This window comes from Rhodococcus sp. BUPNP1 (assembly GCF_002215235.1).
Classification (GTDB): Bacteria; Actinomycetota; Actinomycetes; order Mycobacteriales; family Mycobacteriaceae; genus Rhodococcus.
This window is the reverse complement of sequence record NZ_NERM01000004.1, coordinates 235,384-257,392: the sequence shown is the minus strand read 5'-3', so window position 1 is coordinate 257,392 and position 22,009 is coordinate 235,384. Positions and strand designations below refer to the sequence as shown.

The following is a 22,009-nucleotide window of genomic DNA, read 5'->3' as shown; positions in this document are numbered from 1 at the left end:
TACTAGCCAGCGTGACGAGCGCAGTAGGGACTTCAGGATCTGCAATCACACAGCGCGTGCACTCGTTGAACCGGCCCAACCTGGTCAGCGTCGGCACCATCGTGTGGTTGTCCAGTGAGCTCATGTTTTTCGCAGGGCTCTTCGCCATGTACTTCGTGGCACGGGCACAGGCCCCGGAGGGCATGTGGCCTCCGCCTCCGACCGAGCTGAACCTGTGGCTCGCCGTGCCGGTGACCATGGTGCTGATCGCGTCCTCCTTCACCTGCCAGCTGGGCGTGTTCGCTGCCGAGCGCGGCGACGTGTTCGGACTGCGACGGTGGTACATCGTCACCCTCGCCATGGGCACCTTCTTCGTGCTCGGCCAGGGCTACGAGTACATCCACCTGGTGGAGCACGGCACGACCATCCCGGGCAGCGTCTACGGCTCGGTGTTCTACATGACCACCGGCTTCCACGGCCTGCACGTCATCGGCGGCCTCATCGCATTCGTGTTCCTGCTGTTCCGCACGAAGGTCAGCAAGTTCACGCCTGCGCAGGCCACTGCAGCCATCGTCGTTTCGTATTACTGGCACTTCGTCGACATCGTTTGGATCGCGCTGTTTGCCACGATTTATTTCATCCGTTAGCCAGCTGAACGCCCAGGCAGCCCCCTGACGTCCAGTCCGTCCCGACATAAAAAAAGGGATACAGATGAGTTCATCCCCACCTCTCGCCTCCGAGGGTGACATGCCCGGTCGATCCTCTGCAGCAGACGCTGCGAAGTCCCGCCGCCAGCGCAAGATGCGCCGGCGCGTCACCGGAGCGTTGGTCCTCGCGCTCGGTCTCCTCAGCGCAGGCTTCATCGCCTCCGCGCTGACGCCTGCCCCGCAGGTGGCCACCGCGCAGGACGACCAGAGCGCTCTGATCCGCGAGGGTCAGCAGCTCTACGAGACCTCCTGCGTGACCTGTCACGGTGTCAACCTCCAGGGCGTCCAGGACCGTGGCCCCAGCCTGATCGGTGTCGGCGAGGCCGCCGTCTACTTCCAGGTCTCCTCGGGCCGCATGCCGATGATGCGCAACGAGGCCCAGGCGCTCCGCAAGGACCCGAAGTTCGACGGTGCGCAGGTCGACGCCCTCGGCGCGTACATCCAGGCCAACGGTGGAGGCCCGACGGTCATCCGCGACGAGAACGGCGAGATCGCCCAGTCGTCGCTGCGCGGCAACGACATCGGACGCGGTTCGGAGCTCTTCCGCCAGAACTGCGCGTCGTGCCACAACTTCACCGGACGCGGCGGCGCGCTCTCGTCCGGCAAGTTCGCACCGAACCTGGATCCGGCCAGCGAGCAGCAGATCTACACCGCGATGCTCACCGGCCCCCAGAACATGCCGAAGTTCTCCGATCGTCAGCTGACGGTCGAGGAGAAGCAGGACATCATCGCGTACATCAAGTCCGCCAGTGAGACGAGGGACCCGGGTGGCTACGGGCTCGGCGGCTTCGGCCCCGGCGCCGAAGGGCCGACCATGTGGGTCGTCGGCATCGTCGCCGTCGTCGGCGCTGCACTGTGGATCGGAGCAAGGTCATGAGTGGCGGCGAAACGCCGAACAAGCACACGGTCGAAGATCTCGACCGGATGAGCCGGGACGACCTCGTCACGCTCGGCACGAACCTCGACGGTGTCGACGTCGCGTTCCGCAAGGACCGCTGGCCCGTCGAGGGCACGCGGGCCGAGAAGCGGGCCGAGCGCAACGTCGCCTTCTGGTTCGCCCTCGCGGGTATCGCGGGAATCGCGTTCATCGCGATCTACCTGTTCTGGCCGTGGGAGTACCAGGGCATGGGCGAGGAGAACTACGGCTGGTACAGCCTCTACACCCCGATGCTCGGCCTGACGCTGGGTTTGTCGATCCTCGGCATCGGTGTGGGCGCGGTGCAGTTCACCAAGAAGTTCATCCCCGAAGAGGTGTCGATCCAGGATCGGCACGACGGCGGATCGTCCGAGGTCGATCGCAAGACGATCGTGGCCGAGTTGTCCGACTCGCTCGAGACGTCGACCCTGCCGCGTCGCAAACTGATCAAGCGCACCGCGATCTTCGGTGGTGGCGCGCTCGGCCTGGGTCTGATCATGCCGCTCGGTGGCCTGATCAAGAACCCGTGGGCCGAGGGTGACGAGTCGTCGCTGTGGGTGTCGGGCTGGACCCCGCGCTACCCCGGCGAGACCATCTACCTGCGTCGCGACACCGGCCGTCCCCAGGACATCGTCCTGGTCCGCCCGGAGGACCTCGACGCCGGCGGTATGGAGACGGTGTTCCCCTTCCGCGAGTCCGATCGCGGCGACGAGCACGCTCTGCTCGACAGCCTGCGCGGCATCCGTAACGCCGTCATGCTCATCCGTCTGCGCACCGAGGACACCGAGCGTGTCGTCAAGCGCAAGGGCCAGGAGAGCTTCAACTACGGCGACTACTTCGCGTACTCGAAGATCTGCACGCACCTCGGCTGCCCGACCTCGCTCTACGAGCAGCAGACGCACCGCATCCTGTGCCCGTGCCACCAGTCGCAGTTCGATGCACTGGAGTACGGCAAGCCGATTTTCGGTCCCGCTGCTCGCGCACTGCCGCAGCTTCCGATTACAGTGAACGAAGAGGGCTTCCTGGTCGCCAACGGTGACTTCATCGAGGCACTCGGCCCGGCATTCTGGGAGCGTCGATCGTGAGTACTGCAACCCCAACCCGCGCCGCACAGATCGGCGAGAACCTCGATTCTCGCTACCACCTGTCCGCCGGTATCCGTCGCCAGATCAACAAGGTGTTCCCCACCCACTGGTCCTTCCTCCTGGGTGAGATCGCGCTCTACAGCTTCGTCATCCTGTTGATCTCGGGTGTCTTCCTCACCCTGTTCTTCGATCCGTCGATGGCGCACGTCGTCTACGACGGCGTCTACACGCCGCTGCGCGGCGTGGGTATGTCCCGCGCCTACGAGACGACCCTGAACCTCTCCTTCGAGGTCCGCGGTGGTCTGTTCGTGCGACAGATCCACCACTGGGCAGCACTGATGTTCGCCGCGTCGATCGTCGTCCACCTGCTGCGCGTGTTCTTCACCGGTGCGTTCCGGCGTCCGCGCGAGGCCAACTGGGTGATCGGCTCGCTGCTGCTCATCCTGGCGATGTTCGAAGGCTTCTTCGGTTACTCGCTCCCCGACGATCTGCTCTCGGGCACCGGCCTCCGCGCCGCGTTCTCGGGCATCACCCTCTCGATCCCGATCATCGGTTCGTGGATGCACTGGGCGATCTTCGGTGGCGACTTCCCGGGTGACCTGATCATCCCGCGCTTCTACGTGCTGCACGTGCTGCTCGTCCCGGGCATCATCCTGGCCCTGATCGCCGCGCACCTCGCGCTGGTCTGGTACCAGAAGCACACGCAGTTCCCCGGCCCCGGCCGCACGGAGCAGAACGTCGTCGGCGTTCGTATCCTCCCGGTCTTCGCCGTCAAGTCCGGTGCGTTCTTCGCGATGACCTTCGCGGTGCTCGCCCTGATGTCCGGTCTGCTGCAGATCAACCCGGTCTGGAACATCGGTCCGTACAACCCGTCTCAGGTGTCCGCCGGCTCGCAGCCCGACATCTACATGATGTGGACGGACGGCATGGCCCGTATCTGGCCGGCCTGGGAGCTGTACCCGTTCGGCCGGTACACGATCCCGCAGCCGTTCTGGATCGCGCTGATCATGGGCCTGGTGTTCGTCGTGCTCACGGTCTACCCGTGGATCGAGAAGAAGTTCACCAAGGACGACGCGCACCACAACCTGCTGCAGCGTCCGCGCGACGTGCCGGTCCGCACCGGTCTCGGGTTCATGGCCCTGGCGTTCTACGCCGTCGCCACGATCATGTGTGTCAACGACATCATCGCGTACAAGTTCGACATCTCGATCAACGCGACGACCTGGATGGGCCGCATCGGTCTCGTCCTGCTCCCGCCGCTCGCCTACTACATCGCGTACCGGTTCTGCCTGGGTCTGCAGCGCAGCGACCGCCAGGTGCTCGAGCACGGCATCGAGACGGGCATCGTCCGTCGCCTGCCGACCGGCGAGTACATCGAGATCCACCAGCCGCTCGGCCCGGTGGACGAGCACGGCCATCCGATCCCGCTGGAGTACCAGGCCGCCCCGGTTCCGAAGCGGATGAACAAGCTCGGCACCGCCGGCAAGCCCGGCTCCGGCAGCTGGTGGAGCCCGGACCCGGCCGACGAGGCCGCCGCGCTCGAGGCCGCCCACCACGAGGCCCAGCTCGAGCTGCGGAACACGCTCCGCGAGTACCAGGAGCGCGTCCACGGCAACGGAGACGGCGCAGCCCAGCTGCCCGACAAGTCGCAGCACTGATCCGCACCAGCGGCTCGTAACGGGGCCCCGGACCATCACGGTCCGGGGCCCCGTTCGTCGTTCGGGGGTCGTCCCCTCCCCCACCGGATATCGTCCGGGGCGTACGTCTTGACCTTGACACTGTGACAAGCGCTCGAATGGGTCGTGAAGGAGGTGCCTTCCATGCGCACACATCACGACCCGTCCACCCGCCTCGTCGAGGCCCTCTCCGCCGCCGACGCCTCCGTGCGTCTGCGCGCCGCACTCGAGTCGGGTACCGCAGCCGATCCCGGAACGGTGACCGCTCTCGTCGACCGGTGCGCGGTGGAGCCGGACTTCTTCGTCCGCGACATGCTGACCTGGGCACTGTGCCGCCTACCGGCCGAGACGACCGTGCCGCGTCTGCTCGCCGAACTCGCCTCGGACGTCGCGCAGGCACGCAGCCAGGCCCTGCACACGTTGTCGAAGATCGGCGATCCCGTCGCGTGGCCGAAGGTCGCGGCGATGCTCCACGACGAGCACGACGAGGTGGCACGCAGCGCGTGGCGCGCGGCGATCGCTCTCGTGCCACCGGGCTCGGAAAGCGGCCTCGCTGCCGCTCTGGGCGCCGAACTGGGTCGCGGCGACCACGACCTGCAACTGAGCCTCGGTCACGCTCTCGCGGCGCTCGACGAGGCCGCGGTGCCGGTCCTGCGCGCGGCGACGAGCAGTCCCGATCCGCGCGTCCGCGCCCACGCGGAGGCCACCGAACGGATCCGCGTCGACCCCGACAGCGCGTTCGTCCTCTCGGTGGAGTCGGCGAAACGCGTCGCCGCACTCGGCGCGGACGCGGTCCGGGAGTGAGCCGATGCTGATCGGTGAGATCTCGCGGCGGTCCGGTGTCAGCACCCGCATGCTGCGGCACTACGACCGCCTGGGGCTCGTGACGCCGACGGGCCGCACCTCGGGCGGCTACCGCGAGTACACCGCGGACGACCTCCGGAGGCTCTTCCACGTGGAGAGTCTCCGGAGTCTCGGTCTGTCTCTCGACGAGGTCGGACGAGCGTTGCGGGAGCCGGATTTCGCGCCGGCGGAGCTGGTGCAGGAGCTGATCGCGCACACGCGCGAACGGATCGCCGCCGAGACCGAGCTCCTCGCTCGCCTGGAGGGCGTCGACTCGGCCTCACCCACGGATTGGGACGACGTCCTGCGCCTCGTCGCCTTGCTGCGCGCGTTCGAATCCGATTCCGGCTCGCGGCGCCAGCAGGCGATCCTGTCCCAGGACGAGGACACGACGCTGCCGGTCGCAGCGCTGGTCCGGGCGGCGCTGTCGGAGGAGGATCCGTTCGTCGCCGGCGCTCTGCGTTGGTCGCTCGCCCGATCGGTGGGTGCGGTCGACGCTGCGCTGCCGGCACTCGCGGAGGGCCTGCGTTCCGACGAGGTGCCGGTGCGGCGACGGGCGATCACGACGCTCGCGGAACTCCGTGTGCCCGAATCGACGACGCTCCTGGAGGAGGCTCTCGGCGACGCCGATGCCAAGGCGCGCTCCACGGCGGCTCTGACGCTCGGGGCGCGCGGGGTGGACGCCGCGGTACCCGTGCTCATGGAGATGATCGTGGAGGGCCGGTCGGACGTCGAGGCCGCCGAGGTTCTGGGCGTGCTCGCGGATCGGCCGCTGTCGTCCGTGAAGATCGTGCGGTCGCTGCAGCTCGCACTCGGCGGCGCGGGCGATGCCGGTGTCCGGCTGCGTCTCACGCAGGCCCTCGCGGAGATCCCCGGACCGGCCGCCGACGACGCTCTCGCGGCGCTGAGCGACGACCCGGATCGCACGGTCGCGGCGACCGCGAGGGTCGTCCTCACCACCCGCCGGGCTCCCTGAAGAACGAAACCCCGAGAACGACACCCTGAGGACGACACCGGAAACGACACGGGCGCCGCACCTGAAGGTGCGGCGCCCGTGTGCGTCGAGAGTGTCGGCTCAGTGCTTCTCGGGTCCGATGTGGTACTCGAACACGAGGCCGGCGGCTGCAGCCAGGATGAGTGCGACCGCGAGGACGATCATCCAGGGCTGGTAGAACGCCAGCGCGATGGCGGCGAAAGCGGCTGCACCGGCGAGCAGGATCGGCCAGTAGCTACCCGCACTGAAGAAACCGAGATCGCCCGCGCCGTCGCTGACCTCGGCGTCCTCGTAGTCCTCGGGACGGGTGTCGAGACGACGAGCGACGAAGCGGAAGTACGTTCCGACGATCAGGGTCAGCCCGGCGGAGAGGACGATGGCCGTGAGGCCGGCCCATTCGATGCCCTTGTCCGAGAGCCCGGTGAACACGCCGTACACGATGGCGACGAGCACGAAGAACACCGTCACGACCTCGAAGAGCTTGGCTTCGATCTTCATATCAGCACTTGTCCTTGTCGGAGGGGGTGGCCGTCACTCGCCGGCGGCGACGGTCGCCGCCCGGTCCGTGCGGTCGGTCTTGAACGGAGTCGTCGAGGTCGCGATCGGGCTCTGGCCGATGGCTTCGAGCGCACGAGCGTTCGACAGGCCTTCGCCGCCGTCCTCGACCGGCTTGCGGAGCTCGATGTACCGGGCGAAGTCCTCCGGGCTGACCGCGCGGACCTCGAAGTTCATCATCGCGTGGTAGGTGCCGCACATCTCGGCGCAGCGGCCGACGAACGCGCCCTCACGCTCGATCTCGGAGATCTGGAAGACCGGATCGGAGTTGTTCTCGTACGGGTTCGGGTTCACGTCACGCTTGAACAGGAACTCCGGCACCCAGAAGGCGTGGATGACGTCGGACGACGCGAGCTGGAACTCGATGCGCTTACCGGTGGGCAGCACGAGCACCGGAATCTCTTCGCTGGTGCCGATCGTCTCGATCTTGTCGTAGTGGAGGTAGGACAGGTCCTCCGTGGGCTTGCCGTGGATGGGGCCCGGAGCCTCACCATGTCCGCCCTCGTCGTTCGAGTGCTCGCCGTCGGTGCCCGGCTCGTACGGCTGCAGTGCGACCGCGTCCTGGGCGACCTCGTCGGTGCCGTCGTACCGCGCGGTGCCGTCCTGCAGATCGATGGTCCGGTAACCGAACTTCCAGTTCCACTGGAATGCCGTCACGTCGACGACGACGTTCGGGTTGTCCTCCTTCTCCAGGACGTAGTTCTGGACCACGACCGTGAAGTAGAAGAGAACACAGACGGCGACGAACGGCGCCGCGGTGTAAGCCAGCTCGAGCGGCACGTTGTACGCCGTCTGACGCGGGAACTCCGGATCGTCCTTCCGACGCCGGTAGGCGATGATCACCCAGAAGGTGAGTCCCCACACGAGAATTCCCATGACGAGGGCGGCGACAACCGACCACGTCCACAGTTCACGCATACGCTCGGCCTGAGGAGTGATGCCCTCCGGCCAGCCGAAACGAAGGATTTCTTCGCTCGAGCACCCGGTCAGCACCAAGGCTGCAATGCCGAGTGATGCTGCGAGCCCGAACCGCCGAAGGATCCGACCTTGCGCCACGTTCACGCCTTCCTGATCGCCGCAATTCCACTAGGGCACACCCGGAGGGCCGGCCCAATTACTACGCAGCGTAGACCAAACCCGGGCGCTATCCATCGCCGGGGCACGAAGAAAGTGTCGGACTGGGCGTTTCGACCGGAAGACCCGGCTCGTGACGTCGGTTTTCTCCTGTCGGACGAGTGATCATCGGTGGCGCCCGGGCGCGGCTGCCCGGTGTCGACCGTCTGCGGCATACTTCGGTAGAACCAACGCCGGACCCCGAGTGGTAGTTCCCGGTGTCATGCGCGGTGCGGTGTCCCGCGCTGGGCACCCACCGGGGTTCTTCGCGACACCCCCGACCGGAATGAGGTAACCCACGCGTGTGCGGATTGCTCGGGTTTCTGACCACTGACGGCACCAGCGACGACGCCGTCGCGAAGGTGGACTCCGCGATGCACTGCCTGCGCCATCGCGGCCCCGACGAGCACGGCACCTGGCACGACGCCGACCTCGTCTTCGGATTCAACCGGTTGTCGATCATCGACATCGCGCACTCGCATCAGCCGCTGCGCTGGGGTCCGCCGGAGCAGCCCGACCGCTACGCGCTGACCTTCAACGGTGAGATCTACAACTATCTCGAACTGCGCAAGGAACTCGCCGAGACCTTCGGCACCTCCTTCGCGACCGAGGGCGACAGCGAGGCGATCGTCGCGGCCTACCACCACTGGGGCGTGCGCGCCGTCCAGCGCCTGCGGGGCATGTTCGCCTTCGCGATCTGGGACACGCACACCCGCGAGCTGTTCGTCGCCCGCGACCCGTTCGGCATCAAGCCGCTGTTCCTCGCGACCGGTACCGGCGGTACGGCCTTCGGCAGCGAGAAGAAGAGCCTGCTCGAGCTCGCCGACGTGATCGGCATCGACACCGAGCTCGATCCCCGTGCGATCGAGCACTACACGGTGCTGCAGTACGTTCCCGAGCCCGAGACGCTGCACCGGCGGATCCGCCGCCTCGAATCGGGCTGCTACGCGCGCATCACGCCCGGCGCCGAGCCCGAGATCACGCGCTACTTCCACCCCACCTTCCCGGTCCGGCCGTTCGCGGCCGGCCGCGAGCAGGATCGTTACCGCGAGATCGCCGAGGCCCTCGAGGACTCGGTGGCCAAGCACATGCGCGCCGACGTGACCGTCGGGTCGTTCCTCTCGGGTGGCATCGACTCCACGGCCATCGCCGCGCTGGCGATGCGCCACAACCCGAAGCTCATCACCTTCACCGCCGGTTTCGAGCGGGAGGGCTACTCCGAGGTCGACGTCGCCGCGGAGTCGGCCGCCGCGATCGGCGCCCGGCACGTGGTGCGGGTGGTCTCCCCCAGTGAGTTCGCCGCGGCCATCCCGGAGATCATCTGGTATCTCGACGATCCGGTGGCCGATCCGGCGCTCGTGCCGCTGTGGTTCATCGCCCGCGAGGCGCGCAAGCACGTCAAGGTCGTGCTGTCCGGTGAGGGTGCCGACGAGCTGTTCGGCGGTTACACGATCTACCGCGAGCCGCTGTCGCTGCGTCCGTTCGAGTTCCTGCCGCCGGCGCTGCGGCGGGCCGCCGGAAAGCTGTCGGAGCGGATCCCGGAGGGCACGCGCGGCAAGAGCCTGCTGCACCGTGGCTCGATGACGCTCGAGGAGCGCTACTACGGCAACGCCCGCAGCTTCAACGACGCGCAGCTGCGCTCGGTGCTGCGCGACTTCCGTCCGGAGTGGACGCATCAGGACGTCACCGCGCCGATCTACGCGCAGTCGGCGGGCTGGGATCCGGTGGCGCGGATGCAACATCTCGACCTGTTCACGTGGCTGCGCGGCGACATCCTCGTCAAGGCCGACAAGATGACGATGGCGAACTCGCTCGAGCTGCGCGTGCCGTTCCTGGACTCCGAGGTGTTCCGGGTGGCGTCGCAGGTTCCGCTGGAGCAGAAGATCACCAAACAGACGACCAAGTACGCGCTGCGGCAGGCGTTGGAGGGCATCGTCCCGCCGCACGTGCTGCACCGCGCGAAGCTGGGCTTCCCGGTGCCGTTGCGGCACTGGCTGGCCGGCACGGAGCTGTTCGACTGGGCGCACGAGGTGATCGCCGAGTCGCAGACCGACCACCTGCTCGACAAGGCCGCGGTGGCGAAGATGCTCGACGAGCACCGCACCGGCCCGATCGATCACAGCCGCCGCTTGTGGACGGTGCTGTGCTTCATGATCTGGCACGGCATCTTCGTGGAGAAGCGCATCGTGCCGCAGATCCAGGAGCCGGCCTACCCGGTCGAGATCTGACGGTCACGACGAGACACGGCCGCGAGCTCCCCTACCGGGTGCTGGCGGCCGTTCGTCGTTCCGGGGCCGGCGATCAGGCGCCGAGGACCGCGCCGATCTCGTCGGCTGCCGCGGTGCCGTAGGCGTCGGCGAGACGCTTGAGGGCATCGGTGCGGTCGAAGGTCCATTCCTGGGTGCCGGTGGTCTCGAGGACGTGCACCGCGACCAGCGAGCCCAGCTGCGCGGCCCGTTCGATGCTCAGACCGGAGCGGTGGCCGAGCAGGAAGCCGGCGCGGAAGGCGTCGCCCACACCGGTGGGGTCGACCTTGGCGCGCTCGGGAACCACACCGACCTGCACCTGGTTGCCGTCGCGGTCGACGATCTTCGCGCCGTCGCCGCCGAGGGTGGTGATGCGCATGCCGACCTTCGCCTGCACCTCGTCCTCGCTGAGACCGGTCTTCTGCAGCAGCAGACCCCACTCGTACTCGTTGGTGAACAGGTATTCGGCGCCGTCGATGAGCTGCTCGGTCTGCTGTCCGTCCAGGCGGGCGAGCTGCTGGGACGGATCGGCGACGAACGGGACGCCGAGCCGGCGGCACTCCTCGGTGTGCCGGATCATCGCGTCGGGGTCGTTGGCGCCCACGAGCACGAGGTCGACGCCGTGCTTGTTCACCACGTCGCCGATGGAGATCTCGCGGGCCTCGGACATCGCACCGGGGTAGAACGAGGCGATCTGCGCCATGTCCAGGTCGGTGGTGCACACGAAGCGGGCGGTGTGGGCGGTCTGGGAGATCCGCACCGACGAGCAGTCGACGCCGTGGTCCTCGAGCCACGTGCGGTACTCGGTGAAGTCGGCACCGACGGCGCCGACGAGTACCGGCGTTCCGCCCAGGACACCCATCGCGAAGGCGATGTTGCCGCCCACTCCGCCGCGCCGGACGACGAGGTCGTCGACGAGGAAGCTCAAGGAGATGTGCGCGAGCTGGTCGGCGAGCAGCTGCTCGGCGAACCGGCCGGGGAAGCGCATGAGGTGGTCGGTGGCGATGGAGCCGGTCACGGCGATGGTCACGTGGCTGAGCCTTTCCGCGGATGTCGATGGTGTGGCTGCTCACACGGAGAGCCGTAGCGGTCCCACGGTACTACCGCGGAAACGACGGAACCCCGGCGCCGTGAAGCGCCGGGGTTCCGAAGTGCGTCCTCAGCTCAGTTGAACGAGTCGCCGCAGGCGCACGACCCCGTGGCATTCGGGTTGTCGATGGTGAAGCCCTGCTTCTCGATGGTGTCGACGAAGTCGATCGACGCACCCTCGACGTACGGCGCGCTCATCCGGTCGACGGCGAGCGTCACACCGGCGAATTCCTTCGTGAGGTCTCCGTCCAGCGTGCGGTCGTCGAAGAACAGCTGGTACCGCAGACCGGCACAGCCTCCGGGCTGCACGGCGATACGCAGTGCGAGGTCGTCACGGCCCTCCTGATCGAGCAGTGCCTTCGCCTTCGCAGCGGCGGCCTCGGTCAGGATGACGCCGTGAGTATCGGTCTCTTGCTGCACAGTCATGGGCGCTCCCTGTCGTTCGTGTCGAAACCCGATGGTTCAACGGTACCGCGCCGGAATCTATTCCTCGTGGACGAGTTGCGCCGAGCGTGGTATGGCGTGCGGAATTTCCCGCTTCTCTCCACTATCCCATAGCCTGGTGGTGTGAAGTTGCTACGCCGCGGTGGTTCCGACGACTCCGCCGATCACCAGGTTCCTGCGACCGAGGACTCCCCGGCCGCGACTCCCGACGATTCCGCGTCCGCGAAGACGACGACCGGTAAGGGGCGTCCGACGCCGAAGCGGCGCGACGCCGAGAACCGTCGTCGCGGTCCCGTCGCTCCTGCTCCCCTGACTGCGAAGGAAGCACGCGAGCGCCGCAAGGCCGCGCGCAAGTCGCAGAGCAAGGAGGAACGCAAGGCGGCCGCCGCGCAGCGTCGCGCCGACGCGTCCGAGCGCCGCAACCGGATGCTCGCGGGTGAGGAGAAGTACCTGCTCCCCCGCGACCGCGGCCCGGTGCGCGCCTATGTGCGCGACATCGTCGACAGCCGGCGCAATCTCGTCGGTCTGTTCATGCCGCTCGCGCTCGTGCTCATCATGTCGATGTTCCTCGGACCGGTGGTGCAGCAGTACGTCACGCTCGCGATGTTCGTGATGATGTTCCTGATGATCATCGAGGGCATCTACCTCGGGCGCATGGTCAACAAGAAGGCGCGTGAGCGCTTCCCGGATTCGACGGACGGCGGCTTCGGGCTCGGCTGGTACGCCTTCGTGCGCGCCTCCCAGATCAAGAAGCTGCGTGCCCCGCTCCCCCGGGTCGGCCCGGGCGACGCCGTCTGACCTTCCAGCGACCTCAGTTGTGAGGCGCACCGCACACGACCGGCGGTAGCCGCCGGATCTCGGCCGCGGCCTGCATGTCCTGCGACATGCGGTGCCGCGGCCGAGTCGTCCGTGCGGGGCGTTCCCAGTGGAACCGCCAGGGTGCGCGCCGGACCCAGGCCGGCGCGGGAGCGGTCCGCCGGCGGAGCACCTCGAGACCGACGACCAGGGTGGACAGAACCACGACGGTGACTGTGAGTTCGATCATGCTTCGATCCTCCGACCGAACTCGTTTGCCCGACAGTGGCAGCAATGACGCACAACGTCGGATTTCTGCCAGACCGGGCGATTGATAGCGTTCTCGCGTGAAGATCCGTCCGAGAGGTGACCTGTGACCAGCGGTTCCGATTCCCCCGCCGACGTCGAGTTCCCGCGCGTCGACCTACCCGATCTCGAAGCACGCGTCGCCGCCGAGGAACGCCAGCGGGATCTGACGAAGCCCGCCGGTTCACTCGGACGGCTCGAGGAACTCGGGTGCTGGGTCGCCGCCTGCCAGGGCGAGGTCCCACCCCATGCCTTCCGCCGGCCGCGGGTCGTGGTCTTCGCAGGCGATCACGGCGTCGCGCGCAACGGGGTCTCGGCCTACCCGCCGGAGGTCACCGCGCAGATGGTCGCGAACCTGTCCGCGGGAGGCGCCGCCGTGAACGTGCTCGCCGCCGCCGCGGGAGCGAGCGTGCGAGTCGTCGACATGGCCGTCGAGAGCGACACCTCCCCCGAGGTGTCCGAGTTCAAGATCCGGCGTTCGAGCGGCAGCATCGACCGCGAGGACGCACTGACGCACGACGAGACGGTCCGCGCGATCGCGGCCGGCCGTGCGCTCGCCGACCGCGAGGTCGACGAAGGCGTGGATCTGCTCGTCGCGGGCGATATGGGGATCGGGAACACCACTCCTGCAACCGTTCTCATCGCCACCCTCACCTCCACCGAACCCGTGGCCGCGGTCGGCCGCGGCACCGGCGTCGACGACGCGGGGTGGATGCGCAAGGTCACCGCGATCCGCGACGCCATGTGGCGGGCACGGCCCCACGTGCGCAATCCCGTCGCGTTGCTGCGCACCGCCGGTGGCGCGGACTTCGCGGCGATGGCGGGCTTCCTCGCACAGGCCGCGGTCCGCCGGACGCCGGTGATCCTCGACGGGGTCGTCGTCACCGCCGCCGCGATGGTCGCCGAGGAACTCGCACCCGGCGCGGCCCGCTGGTGGATATCCGGTCACCGGTCGGCCGAACCCGCCCACACCATCGCGTTGCGCCACCTCCGGCTCGAGCCGATCGTCGACCTCGGTATGCGCCTCGGCGAAGGCTCGGGAGCCGTGACGGCGCTGCCGGTGCTGCAGGGTGCGGTCGCGATCCTCGCGCAGATGGCCACCTTCTCCGAAGCGGGCGTGAGCACCCGCGACGAGAGCACCCCGGCGACCGCCGACTGATGATCCGCGCCTGGCTCGGCGGGGTCGCGCTGGCCCTGTCATGGTTGACGGTGCTGCCCGCGCGAGGCCCGTCGGAGATCGACCGGACGGTCGCCGGACGTGCGATCTCCGCGGCGCCGATCGCCGGTGCCGTACTCGCCGCCGCGGCCACGGCCGTCTGCCTGGTCGGTTCCGCCGTCGAGACGCCACCACTGGTGACGGGCCTGGTGTGTGTCGGGGTGTTGGCGGTCGGCACCCGGGGAATGCACGTCGACGGGCTGAGCGACACCGCCGACGGTCTCGGTTGCTACGGCCCGCCCGAGCGGGCGCGCGAGGTGATGCACAGCGGCGGCGCCGGTCCCTTCGGTGTCGCGGCGCTCGTCGTCGTCCTCGGTCTGCAGGCCGCCTCGTTCGGCGCGCTCGCCGACACCGACGCGTGGTGGGCGGTCGCGTTCGCAGTCTTCTCGGGACGTGTGGCCGTGGTCCTCGCGTGCCGGCGCGGTGTCCCGGCCGCGCCCGGCAGCGGCTTCGGCTCGCTCGTGGCAGGCACACAGGGCGTCGTGCCGATCGCGGTGTGGACGGTGGCCGCGGTGGCACTGTCGCTCGTGTGCCTGCCCGGTCCGCTCTGGGCGGGACCGCTCGTCGTCACGGTGGTGCTGGTCGTCGCGGTGCTCTTCGCCCGTCACTGCGCCGCGCGGTTCGGCGGCACGAACGGCGACGTGCTCGGCGCGGTCACCGAGGGCACGGTCGCCGCCGTCGCAGTCGCAGCGGCGAGCCTCCTCTAGATCGCGCTCCCCCCGAATAGATCGCGCTCCCCCCGAAACGACGAGGGGTGCCGCCGGAATCCGGCAGCACCCCTCGCGTCGTTCGTGGCTACGTCACTTGCGCAGCGTCGTCATCCATCCGTGGGTGTCGGCGAAGGTACCGCGCTGGATGCCCGTCAGGGTGTCGCGCAGGGCCATCGTGATGGGGCCGGGCTCGCCGTCGGCGATGGTGAACTCGCCGTCCTTGTCCTTGACGCTGCCGACCGGCGTGATGACCGCGGCGGTACCGCACGCGAACACCTCGGTGATCTCACCGCTGCCGGCCTTCTCACGCCACTCGTCGGTGCTGATGCGACGCTCCTCGACCGCGAGACCGGAGTCCTTGGCGAGGGTGAGCAGCGAGTCGCGGGTGATGCCGGGGAGCAGCGAGCCGGACAGTTCCGGCGTGACGAGGCGCGCATCGGCACCGGACCCGTACACGAAGTACAGGTTCATGCCGCCCATCTCCTCGACGTACTTGCGCTCGATCGCGTCGAGCCAGACCACCTGATCGCAGCCCTGCTCGGCAGCGTGCGCCTGCGCGACGAGCGAGGCCGCGTAGTTGCCGGCGAACTTCGCGGCACCGGTGCCGCCCGGGGAGGCGCGCACGTACTCGCGGGAGAGCCACACGTTGACGGGCTTCACGCCGCGCGGGAAGTAGGCACCCGCCGGGGACGCGATGACGAGGAACTTGTACTCCTTCGCGGGCCGCACGCCGAGAGCCGGCTCGGTCGCGAACGCGAACGGACGCAGGTAGAGAGAATCCTCACCGCCGGCGGCGGGAACCCACTCGTCGTCGACCTCGACCAACTCGGTGATCGCCTTCACGAACAGCTCCGGCGGCAGGTACGGCATCGCGAGCCGCTCCGCGGACCGGTTCATGCGCGCGGCATTGGCGTTCACGCGGAACGACGCGATGCTGCCGTCGGCCTGGCGGTAGGCCTTGAGACCCTCGAAGATCGCCTGCCCGTAGTGCAGGACCATCGCGGCCGGGTCGAGCGGGATCGGCGCGTACGGCTCGACTTTCGCGTCGTGCCAGCCGATTCCGTCGGTGTAGGTGATCGACACCATGTGATCGGTGAAGTGCTGCCCGAATCCGGGATTCGACAGAATCTCCTGTCGCCGCTCCGCAGAGCTCGGTGAAGGATGCTGGACGCGGGCGAATTCGAGGACACCTGTCATGGAGGACAATGGTACAACCGCCCGCAAAACCATTATCTGGTGTGGTCCTCGACGAACGGCGGAGCCACCACTTCGGCACGCAGCGATCGTCCGCGCACATCCACGGTCACTTCGTCGCCCGGTTCGAGTCCGGCGGAGGTGTCGAGCAGCGCGAGGGCGATACCGATCTTGAGGGTCGGAGAGAAGGTGCCCGAGGTGGTCCGCCCGACCTCGTCGCCGTCGCGACGCACGGTCAGATCCTGACGCAGGACGCCGCGGTCGAGTGCCCGCAGGCCCCACAGTTTCCGCGCCGGGCCCGTCTCCTTCTCGCGGAGCAGGGCGTCGCGACCCCAGAACTGCGGCTTCTTCCAGCCCACGGCCCAGCCGACCCGCGCCTCGAGCGGGGAGATGTCGACCGAGAGCTCGTGCCCGTGCAGCGCGTAGCCCATCTCGGTGCGCAGGGTGTCGCGGGCGCCGAGACCGGCGGCCTGACCACCCTGGGCGCGGACGGCGTCGAGCAGGGCACGGAAGACGCGTTCGGCGTCGTCCCAGCGCGGCAGCACCTCGTAGCCGCGTTCACCGGTGTACCCGCTACGGCACACGCGCACCGGAGCACCCTCGTACTCGGCGTCGGCGAAGCCCATGTAGGCGATGTCGGTGGGCAGGCCGAGCGCCTCGAGGACCTCGACGGACTTCGGACCCTGGACGGCGAACACCGCGTGGTCGCGATGCTGGTTCGTCACTGTGACGTCCGCCGGCGCCGCGGCGGACAGCGCCTCGACGACCGCCGCGGTGTTGGCCGCGTTCGGAACGAGGAAGAGTTCGTCGTCGGAGACGTGGTAGACGATCAGGTCGTCGACGACACCGCCGTTCTCGGTGCAGCACAGCGTGTACTGCGCCTTGCCGGGACCGATACGGGTGAGGTCGTTGCTGAGCGTGGTGTCGAGGAACTCGGCCGCACCCGGTCCGGCGACGAGCGCCTTGCCCAGGTGGCTGACGTCGAACAGTCCCACGTTCTCGCGCACGGCCGTGTGCTCGGCGACCGTCCCGGCGTAGGAGACCGGCATCTCCCAGCCGCCGAACGGAGCGAAGGTCGCACCGAGTTCGACGTGCACGGTGTGGATGGGGCCCTGCTTCAGTTCCTCGTCGCTCATGGCGTACGACGCTATCCCACCGCCACCGTGTCCGACAGCGACGCCGGGCGTCGTTGTCATTAGGGTCGATGGCATCGAGGCGATTCCCCTCGCACCGAACGACGCCGCAAGAGAACGACTCGCTCGTTCCCGACCAAGCTCCAAGGAGATGCCCTGTGAGTGCACCCACTCCCGATCTTCCCGAACTCGTTCTCGCCGGTTCGGTTTCCAAACGAGCCGATGTCCTGGTGATCGGCGTGACCTCGTCCGACGGCACCCCGGAGATCCTCGCGGGCGACGCCCCGATCGACGAGGCGGTACTCGGCGAACTGCTCGACTCCCTGGTCGCCGTGGGCGCGAAGGGCCGCGGCGAGGAACTCACCCGCGTGCCGGCCCCTGCCTCCCTGCCCGTGGCGAGCGTGCTCGCCGTCGGTCTCGGCGACGCCGACAAGATCGACGCCGAGCAGGTCCGCCGCTCCGCCGGGACCGCGGCACGCACACTGACGGGTGTGGAGACGGTCGCGACCACACTGTCCGCCGTCGACCTCGGGGCCGCGGCGGAGGGCTTCGCGCTCGGCGCCTACACCTACACCGAGTTCCGGTCGGAGAAGTCCGCCCCCAAGGAGGACGCACGGCCGGTCGCGCGGGTGGAGCTGCTCGTGCCGTCGACCCGCGACCGCGCGGCGAAAGCGGCGCTCACCCGCTCCGTCGCGATCGCCGAGGCCGTCGCGACGGCCCGCGAGTTCGTGAACACCCCGCCGAGCCACCTGTTCCCGGCCGAGTTCGCCGAGCGCGCGAAGGCACTCGGTGAGGCCGCCGGCCTGAAGGTCGAGATCCTCGACGAGAAGGCGCTCGAGAAGAAGGGCTTCGGCGGCATCGTCGGCGTCGGCAAGGGCTCGTCGCGTCCCCCGCGCCTCGTCCGTCTGTCCTACTCGTCGAAGAAGCGCAAGGCCCCGAAGGTCGCGCTCGTGGGCAAGGGCATCACCTTCGACACCGGCGGCATCTCCATCAAGCCCGCCGCCGGCATGGAGGCGATGACCTCCGACATGGCCGGCGCCGCCGCGGTCGTCGCGACCGTCGTGCTCGCCGCGAAGCTCGGTGTCGCCGCCGACGTCACCGCGACCGTGCCGATGGCCGAGAACATGCCGTCGTCGACCGCGCAGCGTCCGGGCGACGTGCTGACCCAGTACGGCGGCACCACCGTCGAGGTCATCAACACCGACGCCGAGGGTCGCCTGATCCTCGCCGACGCCATCGTGCGTGCGTGCGAGGACGATCCCGACTACCTCATCGACACCGCGACCCTCACCGGCGCGCAGATGGTCGCCCTCGGCACCCGGACGCCGGGCGTCATGGGTCACGACGAGTTCCGCGACCGCGTGGCCGCGCTGTCCCAGGAGGTCGGCGAGAACGGCTGGGCGATGCCCTTCCCGAAGGAACTGCGCGGTGATCTCGAGTCCCGCGTCGCCGACCTCGCGAACGTCTCCCCGCACCGGTGGGGCGGCATGCTCACGGCCGGCATCTTCCTGAAGGAGTTCGTCGCCGAGGGTGTGCAGTGGGCGCACATCGACGTCGCCGGCCCGGCCTTCAACACCGGCGGACCGTTCGGTTACGTCGGCAAGGGCGGCACCGGCGTGCCCGTGCGCACGATGCTCGCCGTGATCGAGGACGTCGCCGCCAACGGATGATCTCCCGCACCGGTCCTCTCGCCTACGGGCCCGCCCGGGCAAGGGAGAGGACCGGTGTGATCGGCAACAGCGGAACCCACGGTGTGAGGTGATCCGCCCCTCCCCGAACATCACCGAAAGATAGGTGCAAGGATGGGAGGGGCCATGCCCCGCCGGTATCGGCCCGACCGAACACGTGAACCAGCAGGCACGGGGTTCCCGCCCCGCGCACAATGGTCAACGACCACACAATGGTCGGCGACCACGAGTCGGTACAACTCAACACACACGAACACAACCGTCGAGGAGTCAACAGACATGGCCTTCTCCGTCCAGATGCCAGCGCTTGGTGAGAGCGTCACCGAGGGAACTGTCACGCGATGGCTCAAGCAGGAAGGAGACACGGTCGAAGTCGACGAGCCCCTGCTCGAAGTCTCCACGGACAAGGTCGACACCGAGATCCCGTCGCCTGCAGCCGGCGTGCTGGTCAAGATCGTCGCCCAGGAGGACGACACGGTCGAGATCGGTGGCGAACTGGCCGTGATCGGTGACGCCGGTGAGGAAGCCGGCGGAGATTCCGCACCCGCCGCCGAAGAGGCGCCGGCCGAGGAGGCTCCCGCGGAGGAGCCCGCAGCGGAGTCCGCTCCCGCGCAGCCCGCATCCTCGGGTGGCAGCGGCGAAGGCACCCCGGTCACCATGCCGGCACTGGGCGAGTCGGTCACCGAAGGCACCGTCACCCGCTGGCTCAAGGCCGTCGGCGACGAGGTCGCCGTGGACGAGCCGCTCCTCGAGGTCTCCACCGACAAGGTCGACACCGAGATCCCCTCCCCGGTCGCCGGCATCCTCACCGAGATCTCCGCGCAGGAGGACGAGACCGTCGAGGTCGGCGGACAGCTCGCCGTCATCGGCGGTGGCGCCCCCGCCGAGCAGTCCGCGCCCGCCGAAGAGGCGCCGGCAACCGAGCCCACCACCGAGCCGTCCGAGGAGGCCGCTCCGGCGCCGTCCGAGCCCGCACAGCCCGCATCCTCGGGTGGTAGCGGCGAGGGCACCCCGGTCACCATGCCGGCACTGGGCGAGTCGGTCACCGAAGGCACCGTCACCCGGTGGCTCAAGGCCGTCGGTGACGAGGTCGCCGTGGACGAGCCGCTCCTCGAGGTCTCCACCGACAAGGTCGACACCGAGATCCCATCCCCCGTCGCCGGCATCCTCACCGAGATCTCCGCGCAGGAGGACGAGACCGTCGAGGTCGGCGGACAGCTCGCCGTCATCGGCAGCGAGGCCCCGGCCCAGCAGTCCGCTCCGGCCGAGGAGAAGCCCGCGCCGAAGCAGGAGGCTCCGAAGCAGGAAGCTCCCAAGCAGGAGGCTCCGGCGCAGAAGCCCGCCGCCCAGCAGCAGGCCCCGAAGGTGGAGCAGGCCACCCCGGCTCCCGCACCGAAGCCGGTCGGGACCGCGGCGACGACGCCGAAGCCCGCGCCTCAGGAGGAGTCCACCCCGAGCGGTGCGACCCCGTACGTCACCCCGCTCGTGCGCAAGCTCGCCTCGCAGCACGGTGTCGACCTGTCGACGGTGAAGGGCACCGGTGTCGGTGGCCGCATCCGCAAGCAGGACGTCCTCGCTGCCGCCGAGGGTGGCAAGGCCGCCGGTGGCGAGCAGCAGAAGCCCGCCGCTCCGGCCGGTCCGGCTCCGGGTGTGCGTCCCGAGCTCGCCAAGCTGCGCGGAACGACCCAGAAGGTCAACCGCATCCGCCAGATCACGGCGAAGAAGACCCTCGAGTCGCTGCAGACCACCGCGCAGCTCACCCAGACCTTCGAGGTCGACGTCACCAAGATCGCCCAGCTGCGGGCCCAGGCGAAGAAGACGTTCTCCGAGCGCGAGGGCGTCAACCTCACCTTCCTGCCGTTCTTCGCGAAGGCCGTCGTCGAGGCGCTGCGCGCGCACCCGAACGTCAACGCCTCCTTCGACGACGGCAAGAAGGAGATCACCTACCACGCGGCCGAGCACCTCGGCATCGCGGTGGACACCGAGCAGGGCCTGCTCTCCCCGGTGATCCACAACGCCGGCGACCTGTCGCTGGCCGAGCTCGCCCGCGCGATCGCCGACATCGCCGAGCGTGCCCGCAAGGGTGGTCTCAAGCCCGACGAGCTGGCAGGTGGCACCTTCACCATCACCAACATCGGTAGCCAGGGCGCGTTGTTCGACACCCCGATCCTCGTGCCGCCGCAGGCCGCGATGCTCGGAACCGGCGCGATCGTCAAGCGTCCGGTCGTGGTGATCGACGAGACCGGCAACGAGTCCATCGGCGTCCGCTCGATGTGCTACCTGCCGCTCACCTACGATCACCGGCTGATCGACGGTGCCGACGCGGGCCGCTTCCTCAAGACGATCAAGCATCGTCTCGAGGAGGGCGCGTTCGAGGCCGATCTGGGACTGTAGGTTTCCGGATCCGGACTGTCCGTCCGGACGACCTCCGACGGGGGCATCACCACTGCGGTGATGCCCCCGTCGGCGTCCGCGCCACAGCGGGTGCCCTCCCCCTGCGGTGCGGCGTAGAGTTCAGGAACATGAGTGATCCCTCGTCTTCCGCCCGTTCCGATTCGGCTCCCGTCGCCGTCGCACGTCTCGGAACCATCGGTTATCTCGAGGCCTGGGAGAGACAGCGCGAACTCGCCAACGAGCGCGCCGACGGCATCGGCGCCGACACCCTGCTGTTGCTCGAACACCCGCCGGTCTACACGGCCGGGCGCCGCACCGAGGACGGCGACCGCCCCACCGACGGCACGCCCGTCATCGACGTCGACCGCGGCGGCAAGATCACCTGGCACGGCCCCGGACAGCTCGTGGGCTACCCCATCGTCAAGCTCGCCGAGCCGATCGACGTGGTCGGCTACGTGCGTCGCATCGAACAGGGTCTGATCCGCGTCTGCACGGACATGGGCCTGACCTGCGGCCGGGTGGAGGGACGCTCCGGCGTCTGGCTCCCCGCCGAGCTACGCGACGGGCATTGGCTCCCCGAACGCAAGATCGCCGCCATCGGCATCCGGGTGCAGCGAGGTGTCGCCATGCACGGCTTCGCACTCAACTGCAATTCGGCTCTCGACGCCTTCGACTCGATCGTCCCGTGCGGCATCCGCGACGCCGGAGTCGCGTCGCTCACCGGCGAACTCGGCCGGGAGGTCACCGTCGACGATGTGATCCCGGCCGTCACCGAGGCCGTCATCGCTGCTCTCGACGGTCGAATCCCCGTGACCGAGTGCGACATCGAGCGTGTCACCTTCGAGCAGGCGGTCGGCACGTCCGGAATTCCCACCACCACCCCGGAATTCACGACGCACCGGTTCTGAGGGGCGGTCGCACCCGCC

Annotated in this window: 20 protein-coding genes; 13 read left to right on the top strand and 7 right to left on the bottom strand. The window is 68.7% G+C overall.

Annotation, left to right across the window (positions count from 1 at the left end; translation table 11 throughout):
* Positions 1–11: 11 nt before the first annotated feature.
* The 6 genes from B9C99_RS06150 to B9C99_RS06125 all read left to right on the top strand — a co-directional run bounded on the left by B9C99_RS06150 (position 12) and on the right by B9C99_RS06125 (position 6,182).
* Positions 12–626 (top strand): heme-copper oxidase subunit III, encoded by a 615-nt coding sequence (locus B9C99_RS06150; protein ID WP_026061499.1) that lies wholly within the window; start codon positions 12–14, stop codon positions 624–626.
* A gap of 100 nt (positions 627–726) precedes the next feature.
* Positions 727–1,563 carry a c-type cytochrome gene (locus B9C99_RS06145; RefSeq protein WP_085989386.1) on the top strand — a complete coding sequence of 279 codons (837 nt, stop codon included), beginning with the start codon at positions 727–729 and terminating at the stop codon, positions 1,561–1,563.
* Positions 1,560–2,687, top strand: coding sequence for a ubiquinol-cytochrome c reductase iron-sulfur subunit (locus B9C99_RS06140; RefSeq protein WP_016693847.1), 1,128 nt, complete (start codon positions 1,560–1,562; stop codon positions 2,685–2,687). The genes B9C99_RS06145 and B9C99_RS06140 overlap by 4 nt, the downstream gene beginning before the upstream one ends.
* Positions 2,684–4,345 (top strand): cytochrome bc complex cytochrome b subunit, encoded by a 1,662-nt coding sequence (locus tag B9C99_RS06135; RefSeq protein ID WP_016693848.1) that lies wholly within the window; start codon positions 2,684–2,686, stop codon positions 4,343–4,345. The genes B9C99_RS06140 and B9C99_RS06135 overlap by 4 nt, the downstream gene beginning before the upstream one ends.
* Positions 4,346–4,507: 162 nt before the next feature.
* Positions 4,508–5,167: a HEAT repeat domain-containing protein gene (locus tag B9C99_RS06130; protein ID WP_088897269.1), complete on the top strand. Its 660-nt coding sequence runs from the start codon at positions 4,508–4,510 to the stop codon at positions 5,165–5,167.
* 4 nt (positions 5,168–5,171) lie between these two features.
* A complete protein-coding gene (locus B9C99_RS06125; protein ID WP_088897268.1) occupies positions 5,172–6,182 on the top strand; it encodes a MerR family transcriptional regulator in 1,011 nt (336 codons plus the stop codon).
* Between the two features lie 99 nt (positions 6,183–6,281).
* Here the strand turns inward: B9C99_RS06125 and B9C99_RS06120 are convergent, their stop codons facing one another.
* Positions 6,282–6,698: a cytochrome c oxidase subunit 4 gene (locus B9C99_RS06120; RefSeq protein ID WP_016693851.1), complete on the bottom strand. Its 417-nt coding sequence runs from the start codon at positions 6,696–6,698 to the stop codon at positions 6,282–6,284.
* 33 nt (positions 6,699–6,731) lie between these two features.
* Positions 6,732–7,817 (bottom strand): cytochrome c oxidase subunit II, encoded by a 1,086-nt coding sequence (locus B9C99_RS06115; RefSeq protein ID WP_080597719.1) that lies wholly within the window; start codon positions 7,815–7,817, stop codon positions 6,732–6,734.
* Positions 7,818–8,170: 353 nt separating this feature from the next.
* On the opposite strand from B9C99_RS06115, the gene asnB reads away from it, so the two are divergent.
* Positions 8,171–10,096: an asparagine synthase (glutamine-hydrolyzing) gene (asnB, locus tag B9C99_RS06110; RefSeq protein ID WP_016693853.1), complete on the top strand. Its 1,926-nt coding sequence runs from the start codon at positions 8,171–8,173 to the stop codon at positions 10,094–10,096.
* 73 nt (positions 10,097–10,169) lie between these two features.
* On the opposite strand, the gene B9C99_RS06105 is transcribed toward asnB, so the two are convergent.
* Both B9C99_RS06105 and B9C99_RS06100 read right to left on the bottom strand, forming a co-directional pair.
* Entirely contained in the window at positions 10,170–11,144 is a 975-nt protein-coding gene (locus B9C99_RS06105) for a carbohydrate kinase family protein (protein ID WP_088897267.1), read from the bottom strand.
* 134 nt (positions 11,145–11,278) lie between these two features.
* Positions 11,279–11,629, bottom strand: a complete 351-nt coding sequence (locus tag B9C99_RS06100) for an iron-sulfur cluster assembly accessory protein (protein WP_006554400.1) — start codon at positions 11,627–11,629, stop codon at positions 11,279–11,281.
* A 141-nt stretch (positions 11,630–11,770) separates the two neighbouring features.
* Between B9C99_RS06100 and B9C99_RS06095 the strand changes: the two genes are divergently transcribed.
* Positions 11,771–12,445 (top strand): DUF3043 domain-containing protein, encoded by a 675-nt coding sequence (locus tag B9C99_RS06095; RefSeq protein WP_088897266.1) that lies wholly within the window; start codon positions 11,771–11,773, stop codon positions 12,443–12,445.
* A 13-nt stretch (positions 12,446–12,458) separates the two neighbouring features.
* On the opposite strand, the gene B9C99_RS06090 is transcribed toward B9C99_RS06095, so the two are convergent.
* Positions 12,459–12,692 carry a hypothetical protein gene (locus tag B9C99_RS06090; protein ID WP_016693857.1) on the bottom strand — a complete coding sequence of 78 codons (234 nt, stop codon included), beginning with the start codon at positions 12,690–12,692 and terminating at the stop codon, positions 12,459–12,461.
* A 123-nt stretch (positions 12,693–12,815) separates the two neighbouring features.
* Here B9C99_RS06090 and cobT point away from each other — a divergent pair, with 123 nt between their 5' ends.
* Together cobT and B9C99_RS06080 are read left to right on the top strand one after the other, a co-directional pair.
* A complete protein-coding gene (gene cobT / locus B9C99_RS06085) occupies positions 12,816–13,907 on the top strand; it encodes a nicotinate-nucleotide--dimethylbenzimidazole phosphoribosyltransferase (protein WP_088897265.1) in 1,092 nt (363 codons plus the stop codon).
* Entirely contained in the window at positions 13,907–14,671 is a 765-nt protein-coding gene (locus tag B9C99_RS06080; protein ID WP_088897264.1) for an adenosylcobinamide-GDP ribazoletransferase, read from the top strand. Before cobT ends, B9C99_RS06080 begins: the two co-directional genes overlap by 1 nt.
* Positions 14,672–14,764: 93 nt before the next feature.
* On the opposite strand, the gene B9C99_RS06075 is transcribed toward B9C99_RS06080, so the two are convergent.
* Positions 14,765–15,871 (bottom strand): branched-chain amino acid aminotransferase, encoded by a 1,107-nt coding sequence (locus B9C99_RS06075; protein ID WP_088897263.1) that lies wholly within the window; start codon positions 15,869–15,871, stop codon positions 14,765–14,767.
* Between the two features lie 32 nt (positions 15,872–15,903).
* A complete protein-coding gene (gene gcvT, locus B9C99_RS06070; protein ID WP_088897262.1) occupies positions 15,904–17,004 on the bottom strand; it encodes a glycine cleavage system aminomethyltransferase GcvT in 1,101 nt (366 codons plus the stop codon).
* A 155-nt stretch (positions 17,005–17,159) separates the two neighbouring features.
* On the opposite strand from gcvT, the gene B9C99_RS06065 reads away from it, so the two are divergent.
* The 3 genes from B9C99_RS06065 (at position 17,160) to lipB (ending at position 21,991) form a co-directional block, all read left to right on the top strand.
* Positions 17,160–18,671 carry a leucyl aminopeptidase gene (locus B9C99_RS06065; protein ID WP_088897261.1) on the top strand — a complete coding sequence of 504 codons (1,512 nt, stop codon included), beginning with the start codon at positions 17,160–17,162 and terminating at the stop codon, positions 18,669–18,671.
* A 297-nt stretch (positions 18,672–18,968) separates the two neighbouring features.
* Complete coding sequence (gene sucB, locus B9C99_RS06060; protein WP_088897260.1) at positions 18,969–21,083, top strand: 2-oxoglutarate dehydrogenase, E2 component, dihydrolipoamide succinyltransferase; 2,115 nt, start codon at positions 18,969–18,971, stop codon at positions 21,081–21,083.
* A gap of 128 nt (positions 21,084–21,211) precedes the next feature.
* On the top strand, positions 21,212–21,991 hold the full coding sequence (lipB, locus tag B9C99_RS06055; RefSeq protein ID WP_016694975.1) for a lipoyl(octanoyl) transferase LipB: 780 nt from the start codon (positions 21,212–21,214) through the stop codon (positions 21,989–21,991).
* The last annotated feature ends 18 nt before the right edge of the window (positions 21,992–22,009 follow it).

What these genes read in the sequence shown, in the direction of transcription:
- B9C99_RS06145 (WP_085989386.1), top strand. Translation starts at nt 727, where the DNA reads ATGCCCGGTCGATCCTCTGCAGCAGACGCTGCGAAGTCCCGCCGCCAG.
- B9C99_RS06140 (WP_016693847.1), top strand. Translation starts at nt 1,560, where the DNA reads ATGAGTGGCGGCGAAACGCCGAACAAGCACACGGTCGAAGATCTCGAC.
- B9C99_RS06130 (WP_088897269.1), top strand. Translation starts at nt 4,508, where the DNA reads ATGCGCACACATCACGACCCGTCCACCCGCCTCGTCGAGGCCCTCTCC.
- B9C99_RS06125 (WP_088897268.1), top strand. Translation starts at nt 5,172, where the DNA reads ATGCTGATCGGTGAGATCTCGCGGCGGTCCGGTGTCAGCACCCGCATG.
- B9C99_RS06120 (WP_016693851.1), bottom strand. Translation starts at nt 6,698, where the DNA reads ATGAAGATCGAAGCCAAGCTCTTCGAGGTCGTGACGGTGTTCTTCGTG.
- B9C99_RS06100 (WP_006554400.1), bottom strand. Translation starts at nt 11,629, where the DNA reads ATGACTGTGCAGCAAGAGACCGATACTCACGGCGTCATCCTGACCGAG.
- B9C99_RS06090 (WP_016693857.1), bottom strand. Translation starts at nt 12,692, where the DNA reads ATGATCGAACTCACAGTCACCGTCGTGGTTCTGTCCACCCTGGTCGTC.
- B9C99_RS06080 (WP_088897264.1), top strand. Translation starts at nt 13,907, where the DNA reads ATGATCCGCGCCTGGCTCGGCGGGGTCGCGCTGGCCCTGTCATGGTTG.
- B9C99_RS06075 (WP_088897263.1), bottom strand. Translation starts at nt 15,871, where the DNA reads ATGACAGGTGTCCTCGAATTCGCCCGCGTCCAGCATCCTTCACCGAGC.
- gcvT (WP_088897262.1), bottom strand. Translation starts at nt 17,004, where the DNA reads ATGAGCGACGAGGAACTGAAGCAGGGCCCCATCCACACCGTGCACGTC.
- sucB (WP_088897260.1), top strand. Translation starts at nt 18,969, where the DNA reads ATGGCCTTCTCCGTCCAGATGCCAGCGCTTGGTGAGAGCGTCACCGAG.
- lipB (WP_016694975.1), top strand. Translation starts at nt 21,212, where the DNA reads ATGAGTGATCCCTCGTCTTCCGCCCGTTCCGATTCGGCTCCCGTCGCC.